This is a genomic window from Mesorhizobium sp. M0830 (assembly GCF_040319965.1).
Lineage (GTDB): Bacteria > Pseudomonadota > Alphaproteobacteria > Rhizobiales > Rhizobiaceae > Mesorhizobium.
The window spans coordinates 1-18483 of the sequence record NZ_JAMYOR010000012.1; the positions used below are offsets into that span (position 1 = coordinate 1).

At 63.6% G+C, this 18483-nt stretch carries 15 protein-coding genes; 7 read left to right on the top strand and 8 right to left on the bottom strand.

The features are described 5' to 3' along the window. Nucleotides 1–154: 154 nt before the first annotated feature. From NKI20_RS09730 to NKI20_RS09750, 5 genes are all read right to left on the bottom strand, one after another. Nucleotides 155–1000 carry a fumarylacetoacetate hydrolase family protein gene (locus NKI20_RS09730; RefSeq protein WP_352728228.1) on the bottom strand — a complete coding sequence of 282 codons (846 nt, stop codon included), beginning with the start codon at nt 998–1000 and terminating at the stop codon, nt 155–157. 146 nt (nt 1001–1146) lie between these two features. Beyond that, nucleotides 1147–1878 (bottom strand): SDR family oxidoreductase, encoded by a 732-nt coding sequence (locus NKI20_RS09735; RefSeq protein ID WP_352601838.1) that lies wholly within the window; start codon nt 1876–1878, stop codon nt 1147–1149. Between the two features lie 189 nt (nt 1879–2067). Then, complete coding sequence (locus NKI20_RS09740; RefSeq protein WP_352830113.1) at nt 2068–4440, bottom strand: aldehyde dehydrogenase family protein; 2373 nt, start codon at nt 4438–4440, stop codon at nt 2068–2070. Nucleotides 4441–4674: 234 nt separating this feature from the next. Continuing rightward, nucleotides 4675–5721, bottom strand: a complete 1047-nt coding sequence (deoC, locus tag NKI20_RS09745) for a deoxyribose-phosphate aldolase (protein ID WP_352830115.1) — start codon at nt 5719–5721, stop codon at nt 4675–4677. 213 nt (nt 5722–5934) lie between these two features. Continuing rightward, nucleotides 5935–6762, bottom strand: a complete 828-nt coding sequence (locus NKI20_RS09750; protein ID WP_352830117.1) for a ferredoxin--NADP reductase — start codon at nt 6760–6762, stop codon at nt 5935–5937. A 219-nt stretch (nt 6763–6981) separates the two neighbouring features. Here NKI20_RS09750 and NKI20_RS09755 point away from each other — a divergent pair, with 219 nt between their 5' ends. Further along, complete coding sequence (locus tag NKI20_RS09755) at nt 6982–9066, top strand: hydantoinase/oxoprolinase family protein (RefSeq protein ID WP_352830282.1); 2085 nt, start codon at nt 6982–6984, stop codon at nt 9064–9066. A gap of 1 nt (nt 9067) precedes the next feature. After that, complete coding sequence (locus NKI20_RS09760; RefSeq protein ID WP_352830118.1) at nt 9068–10810, top strand: hydantoinase B/oxoprolinase family protein; 1743 nt, start codon at nt 9068–9070, stop codon at nt 10808–10810. A 195-nt stretch (nt 10811–11005) separates the two neighbouring features. Here the strand turns inward: NKI20_RS09760 and NKI20_RS09765 are convergent, their stop codons facing one another. The 3 genes from NKI20_RS09765 to NKI20_RS09775 all read right to left on the bottom strand — a co-directional run bounded on the left by NKI20_RS09765 (nt 11006) and on the right by NKI20_RS09775 (nt 13674). Beyond that, nucleotides 11006–11662: a methionine ABC transporter permease gene (locus NKI20_RS09765; protein ID WP_352830120.1), complete on the bottom strand. Its 657-nt coding sequence runs from the start codon at nt 11660–11662 to the stop codon at nt 11006–11008. Next, nucleotides 11643–12731 carry a methionine ABC transporter ATP-binding protein gene (locus NKI20_RS09770; RefSeq protein WP_352830122.1) on the bottom strand — a complete coding sequence of 363 codons (1089 nt, stop codon included), beginning with the start codon at nt 12729–12731 and terminating at the stop codon, nt 11643–11645. The genes NKI20_RS09765 and NKI20_RS09770 overlap by 20 nt, the downstream gene beginning before the upstream one ends. Before the next feature lie 88 nt (nt 12732–12819). Further along, nucleotides 12820–13674, bottom strand: a complete 855-nt coding sequence (locus NKI20_RS09775) for a MetQ/NlpA family lipoprotein (protein WP_352830124.1) — start codon at nt 13672–13674, stop codon at nt 12820–12822. A 464-nt stretch (nt 13675–14138) separates the two neighbouring features. Here NKI20_RS09775 and NKI20_RS09780 point away from each other — a divergent pair, with 464 nt between their 5' ends. The 5 genes from NKI20_RS09780 to NKI20_RS09800 all read left to right on the top strand — a co-directional run bounded on the left by NKI20_RS09780 (nt 14139) and on the right by NKI20_RS09800 (nt 18480). Beyond that, the gene (locus tag NKI20_RS09780; RefSeq protein WP_352830126.1) at nt 14139–14627 is read left to right on the top strand and encodes a hypothetical protein; all 489 of its coding nucleotides are present in this window, start codon (nt 14139–14141) and stop codon (nt 14625–14627) included. A 255-nt stretch (nt 14628–14882) separates the two neighbouring features. After that, entirely contained in the window at nt 14883–16091 is a 1209-nt protein-coding gene (locus NKI20_RS09785) for an ABC transporter substrate-binding protein (protein WP_352830127.1), read from the top strand. 11 nt (nt 16092–16102) lie between these two features. Further along, complete coding sequence (locus tag NKI20_RS09790; RefSeq protein ID WP_352830129.1) at nt 16103–16882, top strand: ABC transporter ATP-binding protein; 780 nt, start codon at nt 16103–16105, stop codon at nt 16880–16882. Next, entirely contained in the window at nt 16875–17585 is a 711-nt protein-coding gene (locus NKI20_RS09795; RefSeq protein WP_352830130.1) for an ABC transporter ATP-binding protein, read from the top strand. The genes NKI20_RS09790 and NKI20_RS09795 overlap by 8 nt, the downstream gene beginning before the upstream one ends. A gap of 7 nt (nt 17586–17592) precedes the next feature. Further along, nucleotides 17593–18480 (top strand): branched-chain amino acid ABC transporter permease, encoded by an 888-nt coding sequence (locus tag NKI20_RS09800; RefSeq protein WP_352830132.1) that lies wholly within the window; start codon nt 17593–17595, stop codon nt 18478–18480. The last annotated feature ends 3 nt before the right edge of the window (nt 18481–18483 follow it).

Sequence of the window (18483 nt, forward strand, 5' to 3'; positions counted from 1 at the left end):
AAAAAAAAAACCTATTGGGAACTTTTGGATTCTAATAATCGGCCCCCCCCCACGGCGTATAGTTTCGCTCCCCACCTCTCCCCCGATCGACGGGGGAGAGGAAAGGCGCGAATTCGCCCCTTCCTCTTCTCATTCCCGAAGGGAACAGAGAAGCCTACACGTCAGCCTTGAACGTCTGCTTCTGCTGGCCGAGCCCTTCAATACCAAGCTCCACCACATCACCAGCCTTCAAAAACACCGGTGGCTTCATGCCGAGGCCAACGCCGGGCGGCGTGCCGGTCGAGATGATGTCGCCGGGGTGCAGCGACATGAACTGGCTGAGATAGGACACCAGATACTTGACGCCGTAGACCATGGTCCTGGTCGAGCCGTTCTGCATCGTCTTGCCGTTGACCGTCAGCCACATCTTCAGGTTCTGCGGGTCGGCGATCTCGTCCTTGGTCACCAGCCATGGGCCGGTGGGGCCGAAGGTGTCGCAGGACTTTCCCTTGGTCCACTGGCCCTGCCGCTCGGCCTGGAAGGCGCGTTCCGACACATCGTGAGCAACGCTATAGCCGGCAACATAGTCCAGGGCGTCGGCTTCGCTGACATATTTGGCTTTTCTGCCAATGACCACGGCCAGTTCGACTTCCCAATCGGTCTTGTCTGAGCCGCGCGGGATCAGCACGTCGTCATCCGGCCCGACAATGGCCGAGCTTGCCTTCATGAAGATGATCGGTTCCGGCGGCACGGTGGCGCCGGTTTCGGCGGCATGGTCGGAATAGTTGAGGCCGATGCAAATGAACTTGCCGGTGCCGGCGACGCAGGCGCCGAGGCGCGGGCTGCCGGAAACCGCCGGCAGCGACTTCGGATCGAGCTTTGCCAGATCAGCCAGCAATGCCGGGTCCAGCGCCTTGCCACTGATGTCGGCGACATGAGCGGAGAGATCGCGGATGATGCCATCCGTATCGAGCAGACCTGGGCGCTCGCTTCCCACCTCGCCATAGCGCAGCAGTTTCATCTAAATCCTTCTCCTGATTGCGGCCATCGGCCGATTACAATTCGCTCCGTCGCCGCGACGACGTGGTTCCAGGGCCGCCGGAACCTAGCCAGTGGATGGTGGCCGGGCAAGCGGAAGCAACCTGCTTTTCCGCTAGGGAGAGCACCCTAGATCGACCAGCCGCCGTCGATATTGTAGGCCTGTCCGGACGTATAGGTGGCGCCCGCCAGATAAACGGCGAGATCGGCGATTTCCTCCGGCGTGCCGAGCCGGCCCATCGGCTGGCGGGCGATGAAGGCGGCGCGGGCGGCATCGTAATCGCCTTGCGCGTGCATGCGGTCCTGCAGCGAGGGGCTCTCGACCGTGCCGGGGCAAATGGCGTTGCAGCGTATGCCCTTGCCGACATAGTCAGCGGCGATCGCCTTGGTCAGGCCGATGACGGCGGCCTTGGTGACACCATAGGCGAAGCGGTTGGGCACGCCTTTGCCGGCGCCGGCGACCGACGACATGTTGATGATCGATCCGTCGCCGCGCTCCAGCATGCCGGGCAGCACGGCCCGCACGGTGCGGATCATGGCGCGGACATTGAGGTTGAAGGCGAAATCGAGATCGGCATCCTTCATCTCCAGGATCGAGCCGGAATGGACGAAGCCGGCGCAATTGAAGAGGACGTCGACGATGCCGATCTCGGCAAAGGCCGCGTTGACGGCCTCGTCATTGAGCACGTCCAGCTTGCGGGTCTTGATGCCGGTGGTCTTGGCGAGCTCAGCCAGCAGCGCTTCGTTGATGTCTGTGGCGTGGACCACGGCGCCTGCCTTGGCGAACGCCAGCGCGCTCGCCTTGCCGATGCCTTGCGCCGCTGCCGTGATGACAACGACCTTGCCTGCCAGATCCGCCATGCTGTTCTCCTCGTCCGCTTGGCATCGTTAGGGTCTATCGGCAGCCGGCCGGGGCGTCATGTGCCAGTCAGCCATCATCATGCGGCCTGCGCGTCATCAACTCACAGATAAAGATGTTTTTTCTCGTTAAAGAACATGCATCCGAGCGTCAAGTCCGAATACGATCACCATCGCGGACAGCCACATGGCTCAATCCCCGTAAGGCACCCAGACATTCTTGACCTCGACGGCGCGGCGCAGGAAAGCATCGCCGGCGGCCTCGTCGGACGCCCAGTCGAGGCCGCGGCCATTGCCGCTCCAGACCCGCTTGAGGTTGCCGATGGAGTCGGCCTCCGCCTTGGCGCAGGTCTCGGCATCGGCGAACACCCAGAGCCCGTCGACGTCGTCGTGCTTGGCCAGCACGCCGGCAAGTTCCGCCGTGCGGCCGGTGACGATGTTGATGGCGCCGGCCGGAACGTCGGAATATTCGATGACCTGATAGAGGTCCGTGGCCAGCAGCGGGTATCTTTCCGAAGGCACCGCGACCACGGTGTTGCCCATGGCCAGCGCCGGTGCGACCAGCGAGATCAGGCCGAGCAGCGGCGAGGTGTCAGGCGCGACGATGCCGACGACGCCGACCGGCTCGTGCAGGGCCAGTGTCACGGCACGCGCCGGCGGCTGGTGCACGCGGCCCTCGAACTTGTCGGCAAGGCCGGCATAGAGGAACAGCCGCTCGATCGACCGGTCGACCTCCTCGCGCGCGGCCTTGGCGGTGACGCCCGTGAGCTGAACGAGGCGCGCCGAGAACTCGTCGGCACGGCCGGAAAGATTTTCAGCCAGATAATAAAGCACCTGGGACCTGTTATAGGCGGTCGCCTCAGGCCAGCCCTTGCAGGCCCGTGCCGCTGAAACGGCATCGCGTATATCCTTGCGGCTGCCGAGCCCGACCTCGCCTGCAAGCTTGCCCTTGGCGGTGGCGACCGCCAGCGAGTAATTGCCGTCCGGCCGAATTTGCTTGCCGCCGATGAACAGCTTTGCCGTGCGGTCGATGGTCGAACCGTCCGCCTGCTCGACAGGCTGCGCCGAGATCGCCGCCGGCTTGATGACCGGGCCAAGCGGCAGTTTCGCCGCGAGATACTCGAACATGCCTTCCCGCCCGCCCTCGCGGCCGAAACCGCTCTCGCGGTAGCCGCCAAAACCACAGGCGGCGTCGAACATATTGGTGCCGTTGACCCAGACGACGCCGGCCTTCAGTTGCGGCGCGACATGCAAAGCGAGGTTGACGTTCTCGCTCCATACCGAGGCGGCGAGCCCGTAGCGCGTGTTGTTGGCGAGCTCGATTGCTTCCTCGGTGTTGCGGAAGGTCATGGTGGCCAGCACCGGGCCGAACACTTCCTCTTGAGCAAGAATATTAGCCGGCGAAACACCGGTGGCGAGTGTCGGCAGGTGATAATGGCCGGAGGACGGCAGCGCCGCATCCGGCTGCCAGCAGACGGCGCCTTGTCTGGCGCCTTCGGCGACCAGACCCTTGACCCGGTCGAGCTGGGTCAAATCGACCAGCGGGCCGATATCGGTGTTCTTGTCGAGCGGGCTGCCGACGCGCAGTCGGCTCATTCGCGTCTTGACCTTGGCGATCAGGGCGTCGGCGATGCCTTCCTGGACCAGCAGGCGCGAGCCGGCGCAGCAGACCTGGCCCTGGTTGAACCAGATGCCGTCGACCAGGCCTTCGACGGCGCTGTCGAGATCGGCGTCCTCGAAGACGATGAAGGCCGACTTGCCGCCGAGTTCCAGCGACAGTTTCTTGCCCGAGCCGGCGGTTGCCTTGCGGATGATCTTGCCGACCTCGGATGAGCCGGTGAAGGCGATCTTCTGGACGCCGGGATGGTTGACGATGGCGGCGCCCGCTTCCGGGCCGCCCTGAACGATGTTGACGACGCCTTTCGGCACGCCGGCGCGCTCGCAGATCTCGGCGAACAGGATTGATGTCAGCGGCGTAAACTCGGCCGGCTTCAGCACCACCGTACAACCCGCGGCGAGCGCCGGCGCGATCTTCCAGGCCAGCATCAGCAGCGGAAAGTTCCACGGGATGATCTGGCCGACGACGCCGACACCCTTGTGACCGGGGAAATCCCTGTCCAGCGCCTGCGCCCAGCCGGCATGGTGGATGAAATGACGGATCGCCAGCGGCACGTCGATGTCGCGGCTTTCGCGGATCGGCTTGCCGTTGTCGATTGTCTCAAGCACCGCGAACAGGCGCTGATGGCGCTGCATGGCACGGCCGATGGCATAAAGCACTTTCGCCCTGACATAGCCTGAACTGGCGCTCCACTTGGGCAACGCCTTGGCGGCCGCCGCAACCGCCGCGTCGATATCGGCGGCACTGGCGTCGGAGACTTTGGCCAGCAGCTTGCCGGAGGATGGCTCGCTTGTCTCGAAAGTCTTGCCGCCGGATGCGGCCTTCCAGGTACCATCGATGAACAACGCCTTGGAAAAGTCGCGGACGGCAAGCCAGGCATCGGCCTCGTTGCGGGCTTCCGGCGCCGGGCCGTAATCCATGGCGTGATAGCGGTCGAGAATGTTCATGGATCGCTCCAGATAATTGTCTTGGAAGGCGTTCTTTCGCGCCCCCCTCTGTCCTGCCGGACATCTCCCCCACGAGGGGGGAGATCGGCCTTCCCGCCTGTCGGTTCGCCTCCTGCAACCTCGGCAATTGGCGAAATCGTCGATGACGGCCAATCTCCCCACAAGTGGGGGAGATGTCCGGTAGGACAGAGGGGGGCGCGAGGGAACTCCACGTTCAAAGCTTTAGCCCGATCCCTATGCCATTGCGTGGCGATGATTGGCCGAATAGTGACCGGTCAAGTGATGTTCGAGCTGACGCTCGATGTCGGTCAAGAGGCTGGACGCACCGAAGCGGAACAGGTCCGGTTCCAGCCACGGCCGGCCGAGCTCTTCCTTCATCAGCACCAGCCAGTCGAGCGAAGCCTTGGCGATGGAAATGCCGCCGGCCGGCTTGAAGCCGATGAGATAGCCGGTTTCCTCGAAATAGGCCCTGATGGCGCGCACCATGGCGAGGCCGACGGGCAGCGTCGCGTTGACGCTTTCCTTGCCGGTCGAGGTCTTGATGAAATCGGCGCCGGCCATCATCGCCACCATCGAGGCCAGCATGACATTGCGCAGCGTCGCGAGGTCGCCCGTGCCGAGGATGACCTTCAGATGCGCATCGCCGCAGGCGGCGCGCATCGAGACGATCTCATTGTAGAGCTCCCGCCACTTGGCACCGAACACCAGGCCGCGCGGAATGACGACATCGATCTCGTCGGCGCCGTCGCGCACCGAAGCCTCGATCTCCTGCAGACGGGTGGTGAGCGGTGCAAGGCCATGCGGAAAGGCAGTGGAAACGGCGGCGACATGGATGCCGGTGCCGCGCACGGCCTCGACGGCGGTGGCGACGAAGGGATGGTAGACGCAGACGGCGGCCGGGTGGATCTTTTCATCGGCTATGCCGAGGCCTTCGACGATGTCGCGGCGGAACGGATTGATCGCCTTGGCGCAGAGCCGGCGCACGCGCTCCTCGGTGTCGTTGGAATTCAGCGTCGTCAGATCCATGCAGGCAACCGCGCGCAGCAGCCAGGCCGCCTGGTTGTCGGCCTTGATCGAGCGCCGCTTGGTCAGGCTGGCGACGCGCCGTTCCAGCGCCGAACGGTTGACGCTGCGCACCGATTCCATGAAGCCGAGGTCGAGCTTCATGCCGGGATTGCGCGCGATGCGATGGTCCGGCGGAACGGCTGTGTTGGCGGCGGCACGCGCGGGCAACGGTGTCACCTTGGTGCCGAGATCGGCTTCGCGGATTGTGCTGCTCATCTCCTGCCCTTTCATTCAGCGGCGTGCGCTTATGCCTTGGCGCGTATCGCTTTCCCAAGACCGCTCGACTCTTTTGGACGATACGCACGAAGATAGCTCGCGAAGTTATACTTCACGAGTCCTTTGGGCCGTCATAGCTGAAAAAGGCTACCGGAGCAGCTGATTTTTGACCGCATGGTCAAAATGTAAAATTAAGATGTCGCCGGCCCAGGCCTAGCCGACGAAGGCGCGCTCGACGACGAAGGTCGCCGGATGGCTCAGCGAGCCTTCGACGAAGCCGAGGCTTTCGGCCAGTTCCTTGACATCCTTCAGCATGTGCATCGAGCCGCAGATCATGATGCGGTCGGTTTCCGGATTGAGCTTGTCGATGCCGAGATCGCTGTAGAACTTGCCGGAGCCGATCAGCGCCGTGATGCGGCCCATACACGGCGATTCTTCGCGGGTCGTGGAATTGTAGAGCGTGACGCGGCCGGCGGTCAGCTCGCCGATCAACGGGTCGCTCTCCAGTGCAGCCACCAGCTCCTGCCCATAAGTCAGTTCGGCATTGTCGCGGCAAGTGTGGGTCAGGATCAGCTGATCGAACTTCTCGTAGGTATCGGGATCGCGCAGCAGGCTGGCGAAGGGCGCGATGCCAGTGCCGGTCGAGATCATGAACAGCCGCTTGGCGGGCGTCAGCGCGTCGATCACCAGCGTGCCGGTCGACTTCGGGCGCATGATGACCGTGTCGCCGACCTGGATCTTCTGCAATTCCGAGGTCAGCGGGCCGTCCGGCACCTTGATCGAGAAGAATTCCAGCTCTTCGTCCCAGGCCGGGCTTGCCACCGAATAGGCGCGGTATACCGGTTTCTCAGCATTGGGCAGGCCGATCATGACGAACTCGCCGGAGCGGAAGCGCAGCGACTGCGGACGGGTGATGCGGAACGAGAACAGCCGGTCGGTGTAGTGCTTCACCGAGACGACGGTTTCGGCGTAGACATTGGCCGGAATCGGGAATTGCAGCGGGCGGGCGCCGGCGATGTTGAGAGCGGATGTGGTGTTCATCAAATCCAACCTTCTGGCCCAACTGTGGATGCGGGCGCCAAACCTTCTCCTGCGCGCCCGAACCATTCAGGTCCCGGCGTGCTGTTCGCACAACCAAAGCGGCAAGCTCTTGTGTCCCGAATTTATTAGTATACAAACGATATTTGCGTCAAGATGCTACCTTAAAACAGCTTTCCAAACTGACGCATATCCGTAGTCCGCGCATTTCGGGTTTCGATGATGGAAGAGAATTTTTCGGCGCAAGCGCATGAATCCCTGGGAAATGTCGTTGCCGGTATCGATGTCGGCGGAACCTTCACCGATCTGCTCCTGATCGACGGACGCGATGGTGGCAGGGTGTATCTAGCCAAGACCCCGACCACGGTCGACAACCAGGCGTTCGGCGTCGTTTCGGCGCTCGGCGCCACCGGATTTGCGATCAACGGCATCGACCTGATCGTGCACGGCACGACCACTACCACCAATGCAGTGCTCGAACGCCGGCTGGCGAAGACCGGCATGATCACGACGCGGGGCTTTCGCGACGTGATCGAGCTTGGCCGGCGGACACGGCCGCAGGCCTATGGCATGACCGGCAGCTTCGTGCCGATCATTCCGCGCAATCTGAGGCTCGAAGTCTCGGAGCGCGTCGAAGCGTCGGGCGCGATCCGCACGCCGCTCGACGAAGCCGAAATGCGCGACGCCGTGCAGACGTTGATCGCGGCCGGCTGCGAATCCCTCGTCATCCATTTTCTGCATTCCTACGCCAACCCGACGCATGAGCGCCGCGCCGCCGAAATCGCCGCCGAACTCTGGCCGAACGGCTACATCACAGCAGGCCATGCGCTGCTGTCGGAAGCGCGCGAATTCGAGCGGGGCGTCACCGCCTCGGTCAACGCCTCCGTACAGCCGATCCTCGAGCGCTACGTCGAGCGGCTGCGCAAGGAATTGGGCGCAAAAGGTTATGCCCGCGACTTCCTGATCATGAACGGCAATGGCGGCATGATCTCGGCCCGTTTCGTCACACGTGAATCAGCCAAGACGGTGATGTCCGGTCCGGCCTCGGGTGTCATCGCCGCTGCCTATACGGGCAAGCGCGCCGGCTTCGAAAACCTCGTCACCTATGACATGGGCGGCACCTCCACCGACGTGGCGCTGATTCGCAATGCCGAGCCGGCTGTGTCGAACGAGATCGAGATCGAATACGCGATGCCGATCCACGTGCCGATGGTGGCGGTGCACACGGTCGGCGCCGGCGGCGGCTCGATCGCGCGCGTCGATGCGGCCGGCCTGATCCAGATCGGCCCGGAAAGTGCCGGCGCCAATCCGGGCCCGATCTGCTATGGACGCGGCGGCTTGGAGCCGACCATCACCGACGCCAATCTGGTGCTCGGCCGATTGGCGCCGAAGAAATTGCTGGCGGTCGAAAACCCGGTCACATCAGAGCGCGTCACCGGCATATTCGAGGACAAGATAGGCAAGGCGACCGGCCTGTCCGGGGTCGAGGCGGCTGGTGCGGTGCTGCGGCTCGGCAACATGAAGATGGCCGGCGCCATCCGCATGGTCTCCGTGTCGCGCGGCCACGATCCGCGCGATTTCGCGCTGTTCGCTTTCGGCGGCGCCGGTCCACTGCATGCCTCCGCCCTGGCGCGCGAACTCGGCCTGCCCAAGGTGCTGGTGCCGGCACGGCCCGGCATCACCAACGCGCTCGGCTGCGTCGTTGCCGATCTGCGCCATGACTTCGTCAACACGATCAATCAGCCTGTCGCGGTGCTCGACGAAGTTCAGCTTCACAACCTATTGGAACGGCACCGAAACGAAGGCGAAGAGCTGATCGGCAAGGAAGCGGTGAAGCCGGAGACGATCCGCGTCACCCATTCGGCCGACATGCAGTTCGTCGGCCAGACCCATATCATCAACGTGGCGCTGCCGTCGTCATCGGTGACGCGTGCAACGCTGCAGCAGCTTTTCGAAAAGGCCTATTTTGCCCGCTTCAAGGTCGAGCTGCCGGAAATCCGCGCCAATCTCGTCAATCTCAACACCTCGGTGACCGGCGTCAGGCCGGCGATCGATCTGTCGCGGTTGATCGATCCGGCGGGGCGCGCCAAGACGCTCGACGAGGCGCGGCGCGAGATCCGGCCGGTCTGGTACGCCGGCCAATGGCACGACACACCGGTGTATGCGCGTGAAAAGCTGCCGCTTGACGCGGTCATCGAAGGCCCGGCGATCCTCGAACAGATGGACGCCACCACCGTGCTCGAACCCGGCGACCGCGCCCGCTGCGACGCCGACGGCAACATCATCATCGACATTGGCGAGGCCTGATATGGCAAAACTCGACGCCATCACCCTTTCGGTCCTCCAGGCAGCGTTGCAGCAGGTCTGCGACGAGATGGACCTGACCTTTTCGCGCGCCGCCTTCTCGCCTGTGATCGCCGAGGCCAACGACCGCTCCGATGGCATCTATTCGGCCGTCGACGGTTCGCTGATCGCGCAAGGCAGCCAGGGCCTGCCAGTGTTCGTGGGCGTCATGCAGTATTCGACCAGGACGGTGATCGAGATGATCGCCGACGGCCGCTGCTTAGCCCCGGACCCGGGCGACATCTACATCGTCAACGATCCCTATCTCGGCGGCACCCATTTGATGGACGTGCGCTTCGCCATGCCGGTCTACCGGGACGGCAAGATTTTCTGCTGGCTGTCCAACACCGGCCACTGGCCCGACATTGGCGGCTCCGTGCCGGGCGGCTTTTCCGCGTCGGCGACCGCAGTCGAGCAGGAAGGGCTGCGGCTGCCGCCGGTCAAGCTGTTCAAGAAGGGCGTGCTCGATCCGGAAATCTACGCCATTATCTGCAACAACATCCGCGTCGCCGACCAGCGCATCGGCGACATCAGGGCCCAGGCCGCGGCGCTGCTGGTCGGCCAGGACCGGCTCAACGGAATCCTGGATCGTTACGGCGACGAAACTGTTGTCGAGGCGATCGCCGAATTGCGTCGCCGCGCGGCCGAGCAGATGCGCGCCAACATAGCGGCCATCCCCGACGGCACCTACAGTTCCGAGGCGTTCGTCGATTCCGACGGGGTGGTCAACGAGCCGCTGACCATCGCGCTCGCCATCGAGAAGCAGGGCGACACGCTGACCTTCGATTTCAACGGCTCGTCGAAGCCCTGCGCCGGACCGATGAATAGCGTACTGGCGACGACCCTGTCGTCGGTCTATCTCGCCATGCGCCACATTTTCCCCGATGTGCCGATCAGCGCCGGTGCGTTTGAACCGCTGATCGTCAAGCGCCCGGAAGGCACCTTCCTCGACGCCAAATACCCGCGTCCGGTTTCGGGCTGTGCTGCCGAAGTCTCGCAGCGCATCGCCGAGGCGGTGTTCGCGGCCATGGTGCAGGCATTGCCGGACAAGGTGACGGCGGCTCCGGCCGGCTCCAGCGGCAATTTCGCGCTCGGCGGCAACGACCCGGCGCGCGGCCGCGACTACGTCATGTACCAGATCTCCGGCGGCGGCTATGGCGGCAATTCAGGCCATGACGGCTTGACCAATGGCTGCTCGACCATCGGCATCTCCAAGTCGCCGCCGGTCGAGATCATGGAACAGGCATTCCCGGTGCTCTACCGCCACTATGCCTTGCGCGAAGGCTCGGGCGGCGCCGGCAAGCATCGCGGCGGCTTTGGCCTCGCTTATGAGGTTGAGATCCTGCGCGGCGACGCGCGCGCCTCCTTCGTCATGGATCACGGCCGTTCCGGCCCGCAAGGCGCACTCGGCGGTGAGGACGGCGCGGTCAACACCGTTACCGTTTTCCGCAATGGCGAGGAACATGTACCACTGCATCTGTCCAAGGAGCAGGACATCGCGCTGAAAGCGGGAGATCGGGTCAGGGTCGGCACGCCGGGTGGTGGCGGCTATGGCGATCCGCGCGAGCGGGATGCCGATCTGGTGCTGCGCGATGTGGCGCTGGGATATTATACGCCTGCGGAAGCCAGCGAAAAATTCGGCGTCGTCCTGTCGGTGGGCGAGCTCGCGGTCGACCGGAAGGCGACGGACAAGCAGCGCGCCCGCTAACAGCGAAACGACCGAAAAGACGGATGTTCGAGATCGCCGTTGAGCGCAAGAAGTCTACGGGCTTCAAGGCGCGCGGCGAAGACGGAAACGAGATGGACATCAAAGAGCCGGATGCCGCGACGCCGCTTCGCGGCTGCTTCGCCCGTGGACGACGAAGTTGGGGAAGCCTCGGCCAATCCCAGCTACCGGCTCCGCTTACCCCCGCCGATCCAGCTTCGCCACCAGCCTGTCCCCCACCCACTGGATGCCGCAGACCAGGATGATCAGCACGATGACCACGGCGATCATGACTGACGTCTCAAAACGCTGGTAGCCGTAGCGGATGGCGAGGTCGCCGAGACCGCCGGCGCCGATGGCGCCGGCCATGGCCGAGGCGCCGATCAGGGTCACCAGCGTCACCGTGAAGCCGGCGACGATGCCGGGCAGGGCTTCGGGTACCAGCACCTCGCGGATGATCGTCCAGCGGTTGCCGCCCATGGCGCGGGCCGCTTCGATCAAACCATGATCGACCTCGCGCAGCGACACTTCTGCGATGCGCGCGTAGTAGGGCGTGGCGGCGATCGACAGCGGCACGATCGCCGCCCATGTGCCGATCGAGGTGCCCACGATCAGTCGTGTCACCGGGATCAACGCCACCAGAAGGATGATGAAGGGCACCGAGCGGAAGCCGTTGATGACGGCGCCGAGCGCGCGGTTTACCCACAGGCTTTCGGCAATGCCGCCGCGTTCGGTGGCAATCAAGGCCAGGCCGAGCGGCAGGCCGAAGACCAGCGAGATGAGGCCGGAGGCGGCCGTCATCAGCACCGTCTCCCAGATCGAACGCAGCAGAAGCTCAAACAGGATTGGCGACATGGCCAAGCACCTCCACCCGCGCCTGGCGGGCCTTCAGGAATGTGATGATGCCGGCGAGATGGCTTGCATCGCTGCCGGGAACCGAAAGGAACAGCGTGCCGACCGGCTGCTGCTGGATGTGGTCGATGCCGCCATGGACGAGGCGGAAGGCACCTGGAACAGCCGTCGCAAGGTCGGACAGCAGCGGGCCGCTTGCCGCTTCGCCTGCCACATCGACGCGCAGGATCGTCTCCGCGCCGGCCGCCGGCAGCAGCCGGGCTGCCAGTTCGGCCGGAAGCTGCGGCCGGATGGCGCCGAGCAGGCTCCGCGTGATGTCGGAGCGCGGGTCGGCAAACACCGACCAGATCGGCCCTTCCTCGACGATGCGCCCGGCCTCGATCACTGCCACCCGGTCGGCGATCGAACGGATCACCTCCATTTCGTGGGTGATCAAAAGGATGGTCAGGCCAAGCCGCCGGTTGATGTCTTTCAGCAGGGCAAGGATCGACCGTGTCGTCTCCGGGTCGAGCGCCGAAGTGGCTTCATCCGACAAAAGCAGCGCGGGCCGTGCCGCAAGCGCCCTGGCGATGCCGACGCGCTGTTTCTGGCCGCCTGACAGCGAGGCCGGATAGGCTTTGGCTTTCTCCGACAGGCCGACGAGATCGAGCAGTTCGGCCGCGCGCGCCAGCCGCTCGGCCTTCGGGCGGCCTTCGATCTTGAGCGGCAGCGCCACATTGTCCTCGACGGTCTTGGCCGACAGCAGGTTGAAATGCTGGAAGATCATGCCGATGCGCCGGCGCAGCGGCTGCAGGTCGCGCTCGCCGAGCCGGCTGATCTCGCGGCCCTCGATGAACACGCCGCCGGAATCGGGCCGCTCCAGGCCGTTCAGGCAGCGGATCAGCGTCGATTTGCCGGCGCCGCTTCGACCGATAATGCCGAGGATTTCGCCCTTGCGCACCGTCAGCGAGATGCCGTCGAGCGCTGCCGTGACACCGAAGCGGCGCTTAAGCTCGACAAGGCGCACGACGTCTTGCTGTGTTGCGCTGGTCTGCCCCGCTGTCTCGACGGTTGAGGTAAAGTGCTGGTTCATGGGCGGATCCTGAAAATACGAGTGCGGCCCGCGCGTGGCACGGACCGCCTTGCTGTCGAAGCAGACGCTTGGGCGCCCCTGTATGTCCTCAATAGGCGCTGAGGCCGGTGCCCTTGTAGACCTTGTCGAACTCGGCTTTCACCGCCTCGTTCTGGTACGAAGCCACCAGCGTTTTTACCCAGGCCTCATTCTCGTTGCCGGACTTCACCGCGATGAAGTTGCGGTACGGATTGTCGGCGATGGGCTCCTGCGCGATGCGGTTTTCCGGCGTCAGGCCGCTTTTCAGCGCCCAGTCGGTGTTGACCACGGCAGCGTCGAGATCCTCCACCGAGCGTCCGACGATGCCTGCGTCCAGTTCCTTGATTTGGACCTTCTTGGGATTTTCCGCGATGTCGGCAGTGGTGGCCAATATGCCGGTGCCGTCTTTCAGCTTGACCACGCCTTCATTCTGCAAGACGCGCAGTGCCCGGCCTTCATTGGATGGGTCGTTCGGAACACCGATGACCGCGCCCTCCGGCAACTCGGCGACCTTGGTGTACTTCTTCGAGTAGAGGCCGATCGGCCATACGCCGGTATAGCCGACCCGGACGATGTGATAGCCTTGGGTCTTGATCTGGTTGTCGAGATAGGGCTGGTGCTGGAAGGCATTGGCGTCGATCTCGCCGCGCTCCAGCGCCTCGTTGGGTTGGGTGTAGTCGTTGAACACCACGGTCTCGACGGCGAGGCCCTTTTCGGCCGCCTGGGCGACGACGACCCGCCACACATCCTCGTCCTCGCCGCTGATGATGCCGACCTTGATCGCCTTCTTGTCTTCGGCGAACGACGCGCCGGGCGCCAACAGGCTGCCGATCGCGACGGCCGATGCGAACAGCAGAGCAAGGCCACTGCGCCGGCTTAGGGGTGACCAAAGGGAAGAGGGCAAAGTGTTTTTAAAGTCGGTCATGATTGATCTCTGCGGTTGTGAAGTCATCGCGGCCAGGCGGACTGCCTAAGCCTTGGTCACATCGTCATAAATTCTATCGATTATATCAAAGAACGCATTTCGCCGTTCCCACCACAGCCAGGAATATTCTCTCAAAAATTTCAACGAAGAGAGAACAGGACGGCTTCGGCCGATCGCAGCGGTGCACACAGCATCGACGACCCGCCGCCGTTTACGATTCTTTCGCACGAGTGGGAGATGCCCGGCCGCTGGTGGCGGAAGCAGTTGCGGGGGCGGTGACCGGATGATCATGGATGCGACCCTTGCGGCTCACGTCCGGTTTCCGACCACCACCCCGGCGCACGTTCCAGTGGCCGGCCATGATCCAGCCATGGCAACTTTTCGTGAAGCTGCACGGGTTGATCCGATAGCCTGCTTGCCTAGGTAAGGAAAGCGGCGGCGGCCATGCAAATCTCACAGTCGGTATGACATTTTCCTGGATTCGAAAGCTCGCCATTCCTGTTCTCTTCGCCGGTGTCCTGTCTTCCTGCGTCGTTCCCGACGATACGTCACGCGTGGCCAAGGTTGACCCCACCGCGGCGGCGGCCCGCAAGGAGATGGTCGGTCTCAGCGAAGCCGACGTTCGAATGTGCGCCGGGTTTCCGACCGCCACCGCGGACGCTGGCCGCTCGGGCCAGATCTGGACCTACAAGCGCATCGTTCAGCGCGGCAATCTCAGCATTGTCGTTCCAACCCTGGCGGTCGGCGCGATCCCGGCGGTCGGCGGCTCCGTCAATGTCGCTCCCGGCGGTTATTGCGACACGCAAATTCGCATGGTCGACGGCCGCGTTGCCGAAGTCGCCTACGCCGGCGACAACAATCTGCCGAACAGGCGCGACGCGCTTTGCGTCAGCACGGTGGATGCCTGTGTTGCCTATGCCCGCCAACGCAGTCCGAGGCCGGCAGCCAGATAGCGGCGGCAACGAAAACCGCGACGGCAGACCGTGGTGCTCGATCTGTTGAAGGAGTTGCAGCGCGCGTGCGGCGTCGCCATTCCTGTATCTCGATCTGTGTCTGCATTGTCGGCGGAATGGCGCCAAAGTGCGCCGCTTCGGCCATGAAATGCGCAATGGCCTCTTGCCGATCATGCTCATCTTCCTAATGTTCGTCTTGCCGATGATCGATCGTGGAGGGCCGGTCGGCTTCATCGTGATGGGAGGAAGTAGACCATGAAGGCATGCTATTTCGTTTCTGCCGCCCTTCTCGCCGCTGCTGCAAGCCCCGCCCCGGCTGCCGAGATTTCCGATGGCAAGGTCAAGATCGGTATCCTCAACGACCAGTCGGGCGTCTATGCCGATTTCGGCGGCAAATGGTCGGTCGAGGCCGCCAAGATGGCGGTCGAGGATTTCGGCGGCAAGGTGCAGGGAGCGCCGGTCGAAATCATCAGCGCCGACCACCAGAACAAGCCTGACATAGCCTCCAACATTGCGCGGCAGTGGTACGACACCGAACAGGTCGATGCCATCATGGAATTGACCACCTCTTCGGTGGCGCTCGCCGTCCAGGGGATTTCCAAGGAAAAGAAGAAGATCGACATCGTTACCGGCGCGGCGACAACGGAGCTGACCGGCAAGCAGTGCTCGCCCTACGGCTTCCACTGGGCCTATGACACCCACTCGCAGGCGGTGGGAACCGGCGGTTCTCTGGTGCAGCAGGGTGGCGACAGCTGGTTCTTCGTCACCGTCGACTATGCATTCGGCTATTCGCTGAAGGAGCAGACCGCGAAGTTCGTCGAAAGCCACGGCGGCAAGGTGCTGGGCGAAGTGCGTTATCCCCTGGGGGCGACCGATTATTCGTCCTTCCTGCTGCAGGCGCAATCGTCGGGCGCCAAGGTCATCGGGCTGGCCAATGCCGGCCTCGACACTTCCAACTCCATCAAACAGGCGGCCGAATTCGGCATCGTCCAGGGCGGCCAGCGTCTCGCCGCACTTCTCTTCACTCTGGCCGAGGTGCATGGGCTGGGCCTTCAGGCGGCGCAAGGCGTCGTGCTGACCGAGGGCTTTTACTGGGATCGCGATGACAAGAGCCGCGAATTCGCGCAGCGCTTTTCCAAACGCACGAACCGCATGCCGAACATGATCCAGGCAGCGACATATTCGGCGGTGACGCAATACCTCAAGGCGATCGACAAGGCCGGCACCGATGAGACCGAAGCCGTCGCCAAGCAACTGCATTCGATGCCGGTGAACGACGTTTTTACGGCCAACGGCAAGGTGCAGGCGGACGGCAACATGATCCACGACATGTATCTTTATCAGGTCAAGTCGCCAGCCGAGAGCACCAAGGAGTGGGACTATTACAAATACCTCGCCACCATTCCCGGCAACGAGGCCTTCCTCAGCGAGAAGGAAAGTGGCTGTTCGACGGCCAGCCAGTGATCGGCGCGGCCATGGCGCCGCCTGAGGTGAACGCGAACGAGCCGCATGTGGTGCTTTCCGCCCGCGGGTTGCGGCGCGACTTTGCAGGCTTCGTCGCCGTCAAAAATGTCGATCTCGATGTCCGCCATGGCAACATCCATGCGCTGATCGGACCCAACGGCGCCGGCAAGACGACCGTCTTCAATCTGCTCACCAAGTTCCTGGCGCCGACCAGCGGCAGGATCGAACTGCTCGGCCACGACATCACCCGAACCTCGCCGGCCAGGGTCGCGCGCATGGGTCTGGTGCGCTCGTTCCAGATATCGGCGATTTTTCCGCACCTCAGCGTACTCGACAATGTGCGCGTCGCGCTGCAGCGGCCGGGCGGGCTCAGCGTCCAGTTCTGGCTCTCGCTCGCGGCGCTCGATCGGCTGACGCCGCGCGCCGAGGAACTGCTGCGGTCGGTCGGTCTCGACGACGCCAGGAACAGGCTTGCCGGCGATCTTTCCTATGGCAGGAAACGCGTGCTCGAGATCGCCACGACACTGGCGCTCGATCCGAAAGTGCTGCTGCTGGATGAGCCGATGGCCGGCATGGGACATGAGGACGTGGCCACGGTTTCCGACCTCATCCGCTCGGTGGCACGGGATCGCGCCGTGCTGATGGTCGAGCACAATCTGACTGTCGTGGCCGACCTTTGCGACTGGATAACGGTCATGCAGCGTGGCGAGGTGCTGGCGGCCGGCGACTACGCCACCGTCAGCCGCGACGAACGCGTGAAGGTCGCTTATATGGGCACCGCCGATGAATAGCGCCGCGCCCCTGCTTGCGGTCAGCGGTCTCAACGCCTGGTATGGCGAGGGTCATGCGCTGCACGGCGTCGATCTGGAGGTGTTTGCCGGCGAGACGGTCACCCTGCTTGGCCGCAACGGCGTCGGCAAGACGACGACGCTTCGCTCCATCATGGGGCTCATCCGCAAGCGAACCGGCCGGATCGCTTTCGATGGCAAGGATCTGATGCGGGTGCCGCTGCACCGTACCGCCCATCACGGCATCGGCTTCGTGCCGGAGGAACGCGGCATCTTCTCGACGCTGACAGTCGACGAGAACCTGGTCCTGCCACCGGTCGTCGCCGAGGGGGGCATGAGCGCCGAGGAAATATTCCAACTCTTCCCCAATCTGAAGGAGCGGCGCAACAGTCCCGGCACCAGGCTGTCGGGCGGCGAGCAGCAGATGCTGGCGATTGCGCGCATGTTGAGAACCGGCGTGAAAATGCTGCTTCTCGATGAGCCGACGGAGGGTCTCGCCCCCGTCATCGTGCAGCGCATCGGCGAGTTGCTGGCGACGTTGAAAAAGCGCGGCATGACGATCCTGCTGGTCGAGCAGAACTTCCGCTTCGCCAGCCGCGTTGCCGACCGTTTCTATCTGATGGAGCACGGCAAGGTCGTGGCAGGATTTCCGGTCGGCGAACTGCCGGACCGCATGACGCTGCTGCACGAAGTCCTGGGTGTATGATGGCGCCATGACGATGATCTTCGGAATCCCCGTTCAGGCCTTCCTCGGCCAGTTGCTGGTCGGGCTGATCAACGGCTCGTTCTACGCCATGCTGAGCCTCGGCCTGGCCGTCATATTCGGCCTGCTGCGCGTCATCAATTTCGCCCATGGCGCCCAGTATATGTTCGGTGCCTTCGTCGGTTATCTGCTTCTCACCCATCTCGGCATCGGCTATTGGCCCGCTTTGATCCTCGCGCCGCTGATCGTCGGCGTCTTCGGCATCGTCGTCGAGCGCCTGGCACTGTCGAGGCTGTACGATCTCGATCCGCTCTACGGCCTGCTCTTCACCTTCGCTCTCGCGCTCGTGCTCGAAGGCATATTCCGCTACTATTACGGCGTCTCGGGAAACGCCTACGCCGTGCCGCCGCTGCTTTCCGGCGGCACCAATCTCGGCTTCATGTTCCTGCCCAACTATCGCGGCTGGGTGGTGGTCGCCTCGCTGATCGTCTGCTTCGGGACCTGGGCGCTGATCGAGAAGACCAGGCTGGGGTCGTACCTGCGCGCGGCAACCGAGAACCCCCGTCTCGTCCAGGCTTTCGGCGTCAACGTGCCGTTGCTGCTGACGCTGACCTATGGCCTCGGTTCAGCGCTTGCCGGGCTTGCCGGTATTCTGGCAGCACCCGTCTACCAGGTGAGCCCGCTAATGGGATCGGATCTCATCATTGTCGTCTTCGCGGTCGTCGTGGTCGGCGGCATGGGATCGATCCTCGGCGCGATCGTCACCGGCTACATGCTCGGCCTCGCCGAAGGCCTGACCAAGGTCTTTTACCCCGAGGCTTCCAACCTGGTGGTCTTCGTCATCATGGCAATCGTGCTTTTGGTCCGGCCTGCCGGCCTGTTCGGAAGGGACGCCTGAGAT

Excerpts from the sequence above, each read along its gene's own strand:
- NKI20_RS09795 (WP_352830130.1), top strand. The coding sequence starts at position 16,875 with ATGAATAGCGCCGCGCCCCTGCTTGCGGTCAGCGGTCTCAACGCCTGG.
- deoC (WP_352830115.1), bottom strand. The coding sequence starts at position 5,721 with ATGAGCAGCACAATCCGCGAAGCCGATCTCGGCACCAAGGTGACACCG.
- NKI20_RS09760 (WP_352830118.1), top strand. The coding sequence starts at position 9,068 with ATGGCAAAACTCGACGCCATCACCCTTTCGGTCCTCCAGGCAGCGTTG.
- NKI20_RS09740 (WP_352830113.1), bottom strand. The coding sequence starts at position 4,440 with ATGAACATTCTCGACCGCTATCACGCCATGGATTACGGCCCGGCGCCG.
- NKI20_RS09775 (WP_352830124.1), bottom strand. The coding sequence starts at position 13,674 with ATGACCGACTTTAAAAACACTTTGCCCTCTTCCCTTTGGTCACCCCTA.
- NKI20_RS09765 (WP_352830120.1), bottom strand. The coding sequence starts at position 11,662 with ATGTCGCCAATCCTGTTTGAGCTTCTGCTGCGTTCGATCTGGGAGACG.
- NKI20_RS09750 (WP_352830117.1), bottom strand. The coding sequence starts at position 6,762 with ATGAACACCACATCCGCTCTCAACATCGCCGGCGCCCGCCCGCTGCAA.
- NKI20_RS09785 (WP_352830127.1), top strand. The coding sequence starts at position 14,883 with ATGAAGGCATGCTATTTCGTTTCTGCCGCCCTTCTCGCCGCTGCTGCA.
- NKI20_RS09790 (WP_352830129.1), top strand. The coding sequence starts at position 16,103 with ATGGCGCCGCCTGAGGTGAACGCGAACGAGCCGCATGTGGTGCTTTCC.
- NKI20_RS09770 (WP_352830122.1), bottom strand. The coding sequence starts at position 12,731 with ATGAACCAGCACTTTACCTCAACCGTCGAGACAGCGGGGCAGACCAGC.
- NKI20_RS09755 (WP_352830282.1), top strand. The coding sequence starts at position 6,982 with ATGGAAGAGAATTTTTCGGCGCAAGCGCATGAATCCCTGGGAAATGTC.
- NKI20_RS09735 (WP_352601838.1), bottom strand. The coding sequence starts at position 1,878 with ATGGCGGATCTGGCAGGCAAGGTCGTTGTCATCACGGCAGCGGCGCAA.
- NKI20_RS09780 (WP_352830126.1), top strand. The coding sequence starts at position 14,139 with ATGACATTTTCCTGGATTCGAAAGCTCGCCATTCCTGTTCTCTTCGCC.
- NKI20_RS09730 (WP_352728228.1), bottom strand. The coding sequence starts at position 1,000 with ATGAAACTGCTGCGCTATGGCGAGGTGGGAAGCGAGCGCCCAGGTCTG.
- NKI20_RS09800 (WP_352830132.1), top strand. The coding sequence starts at position 17,593 with ATGACGATGATCTTCGGAATCCCCGTTCAGGCCTTCCTCGGCCAGTTG.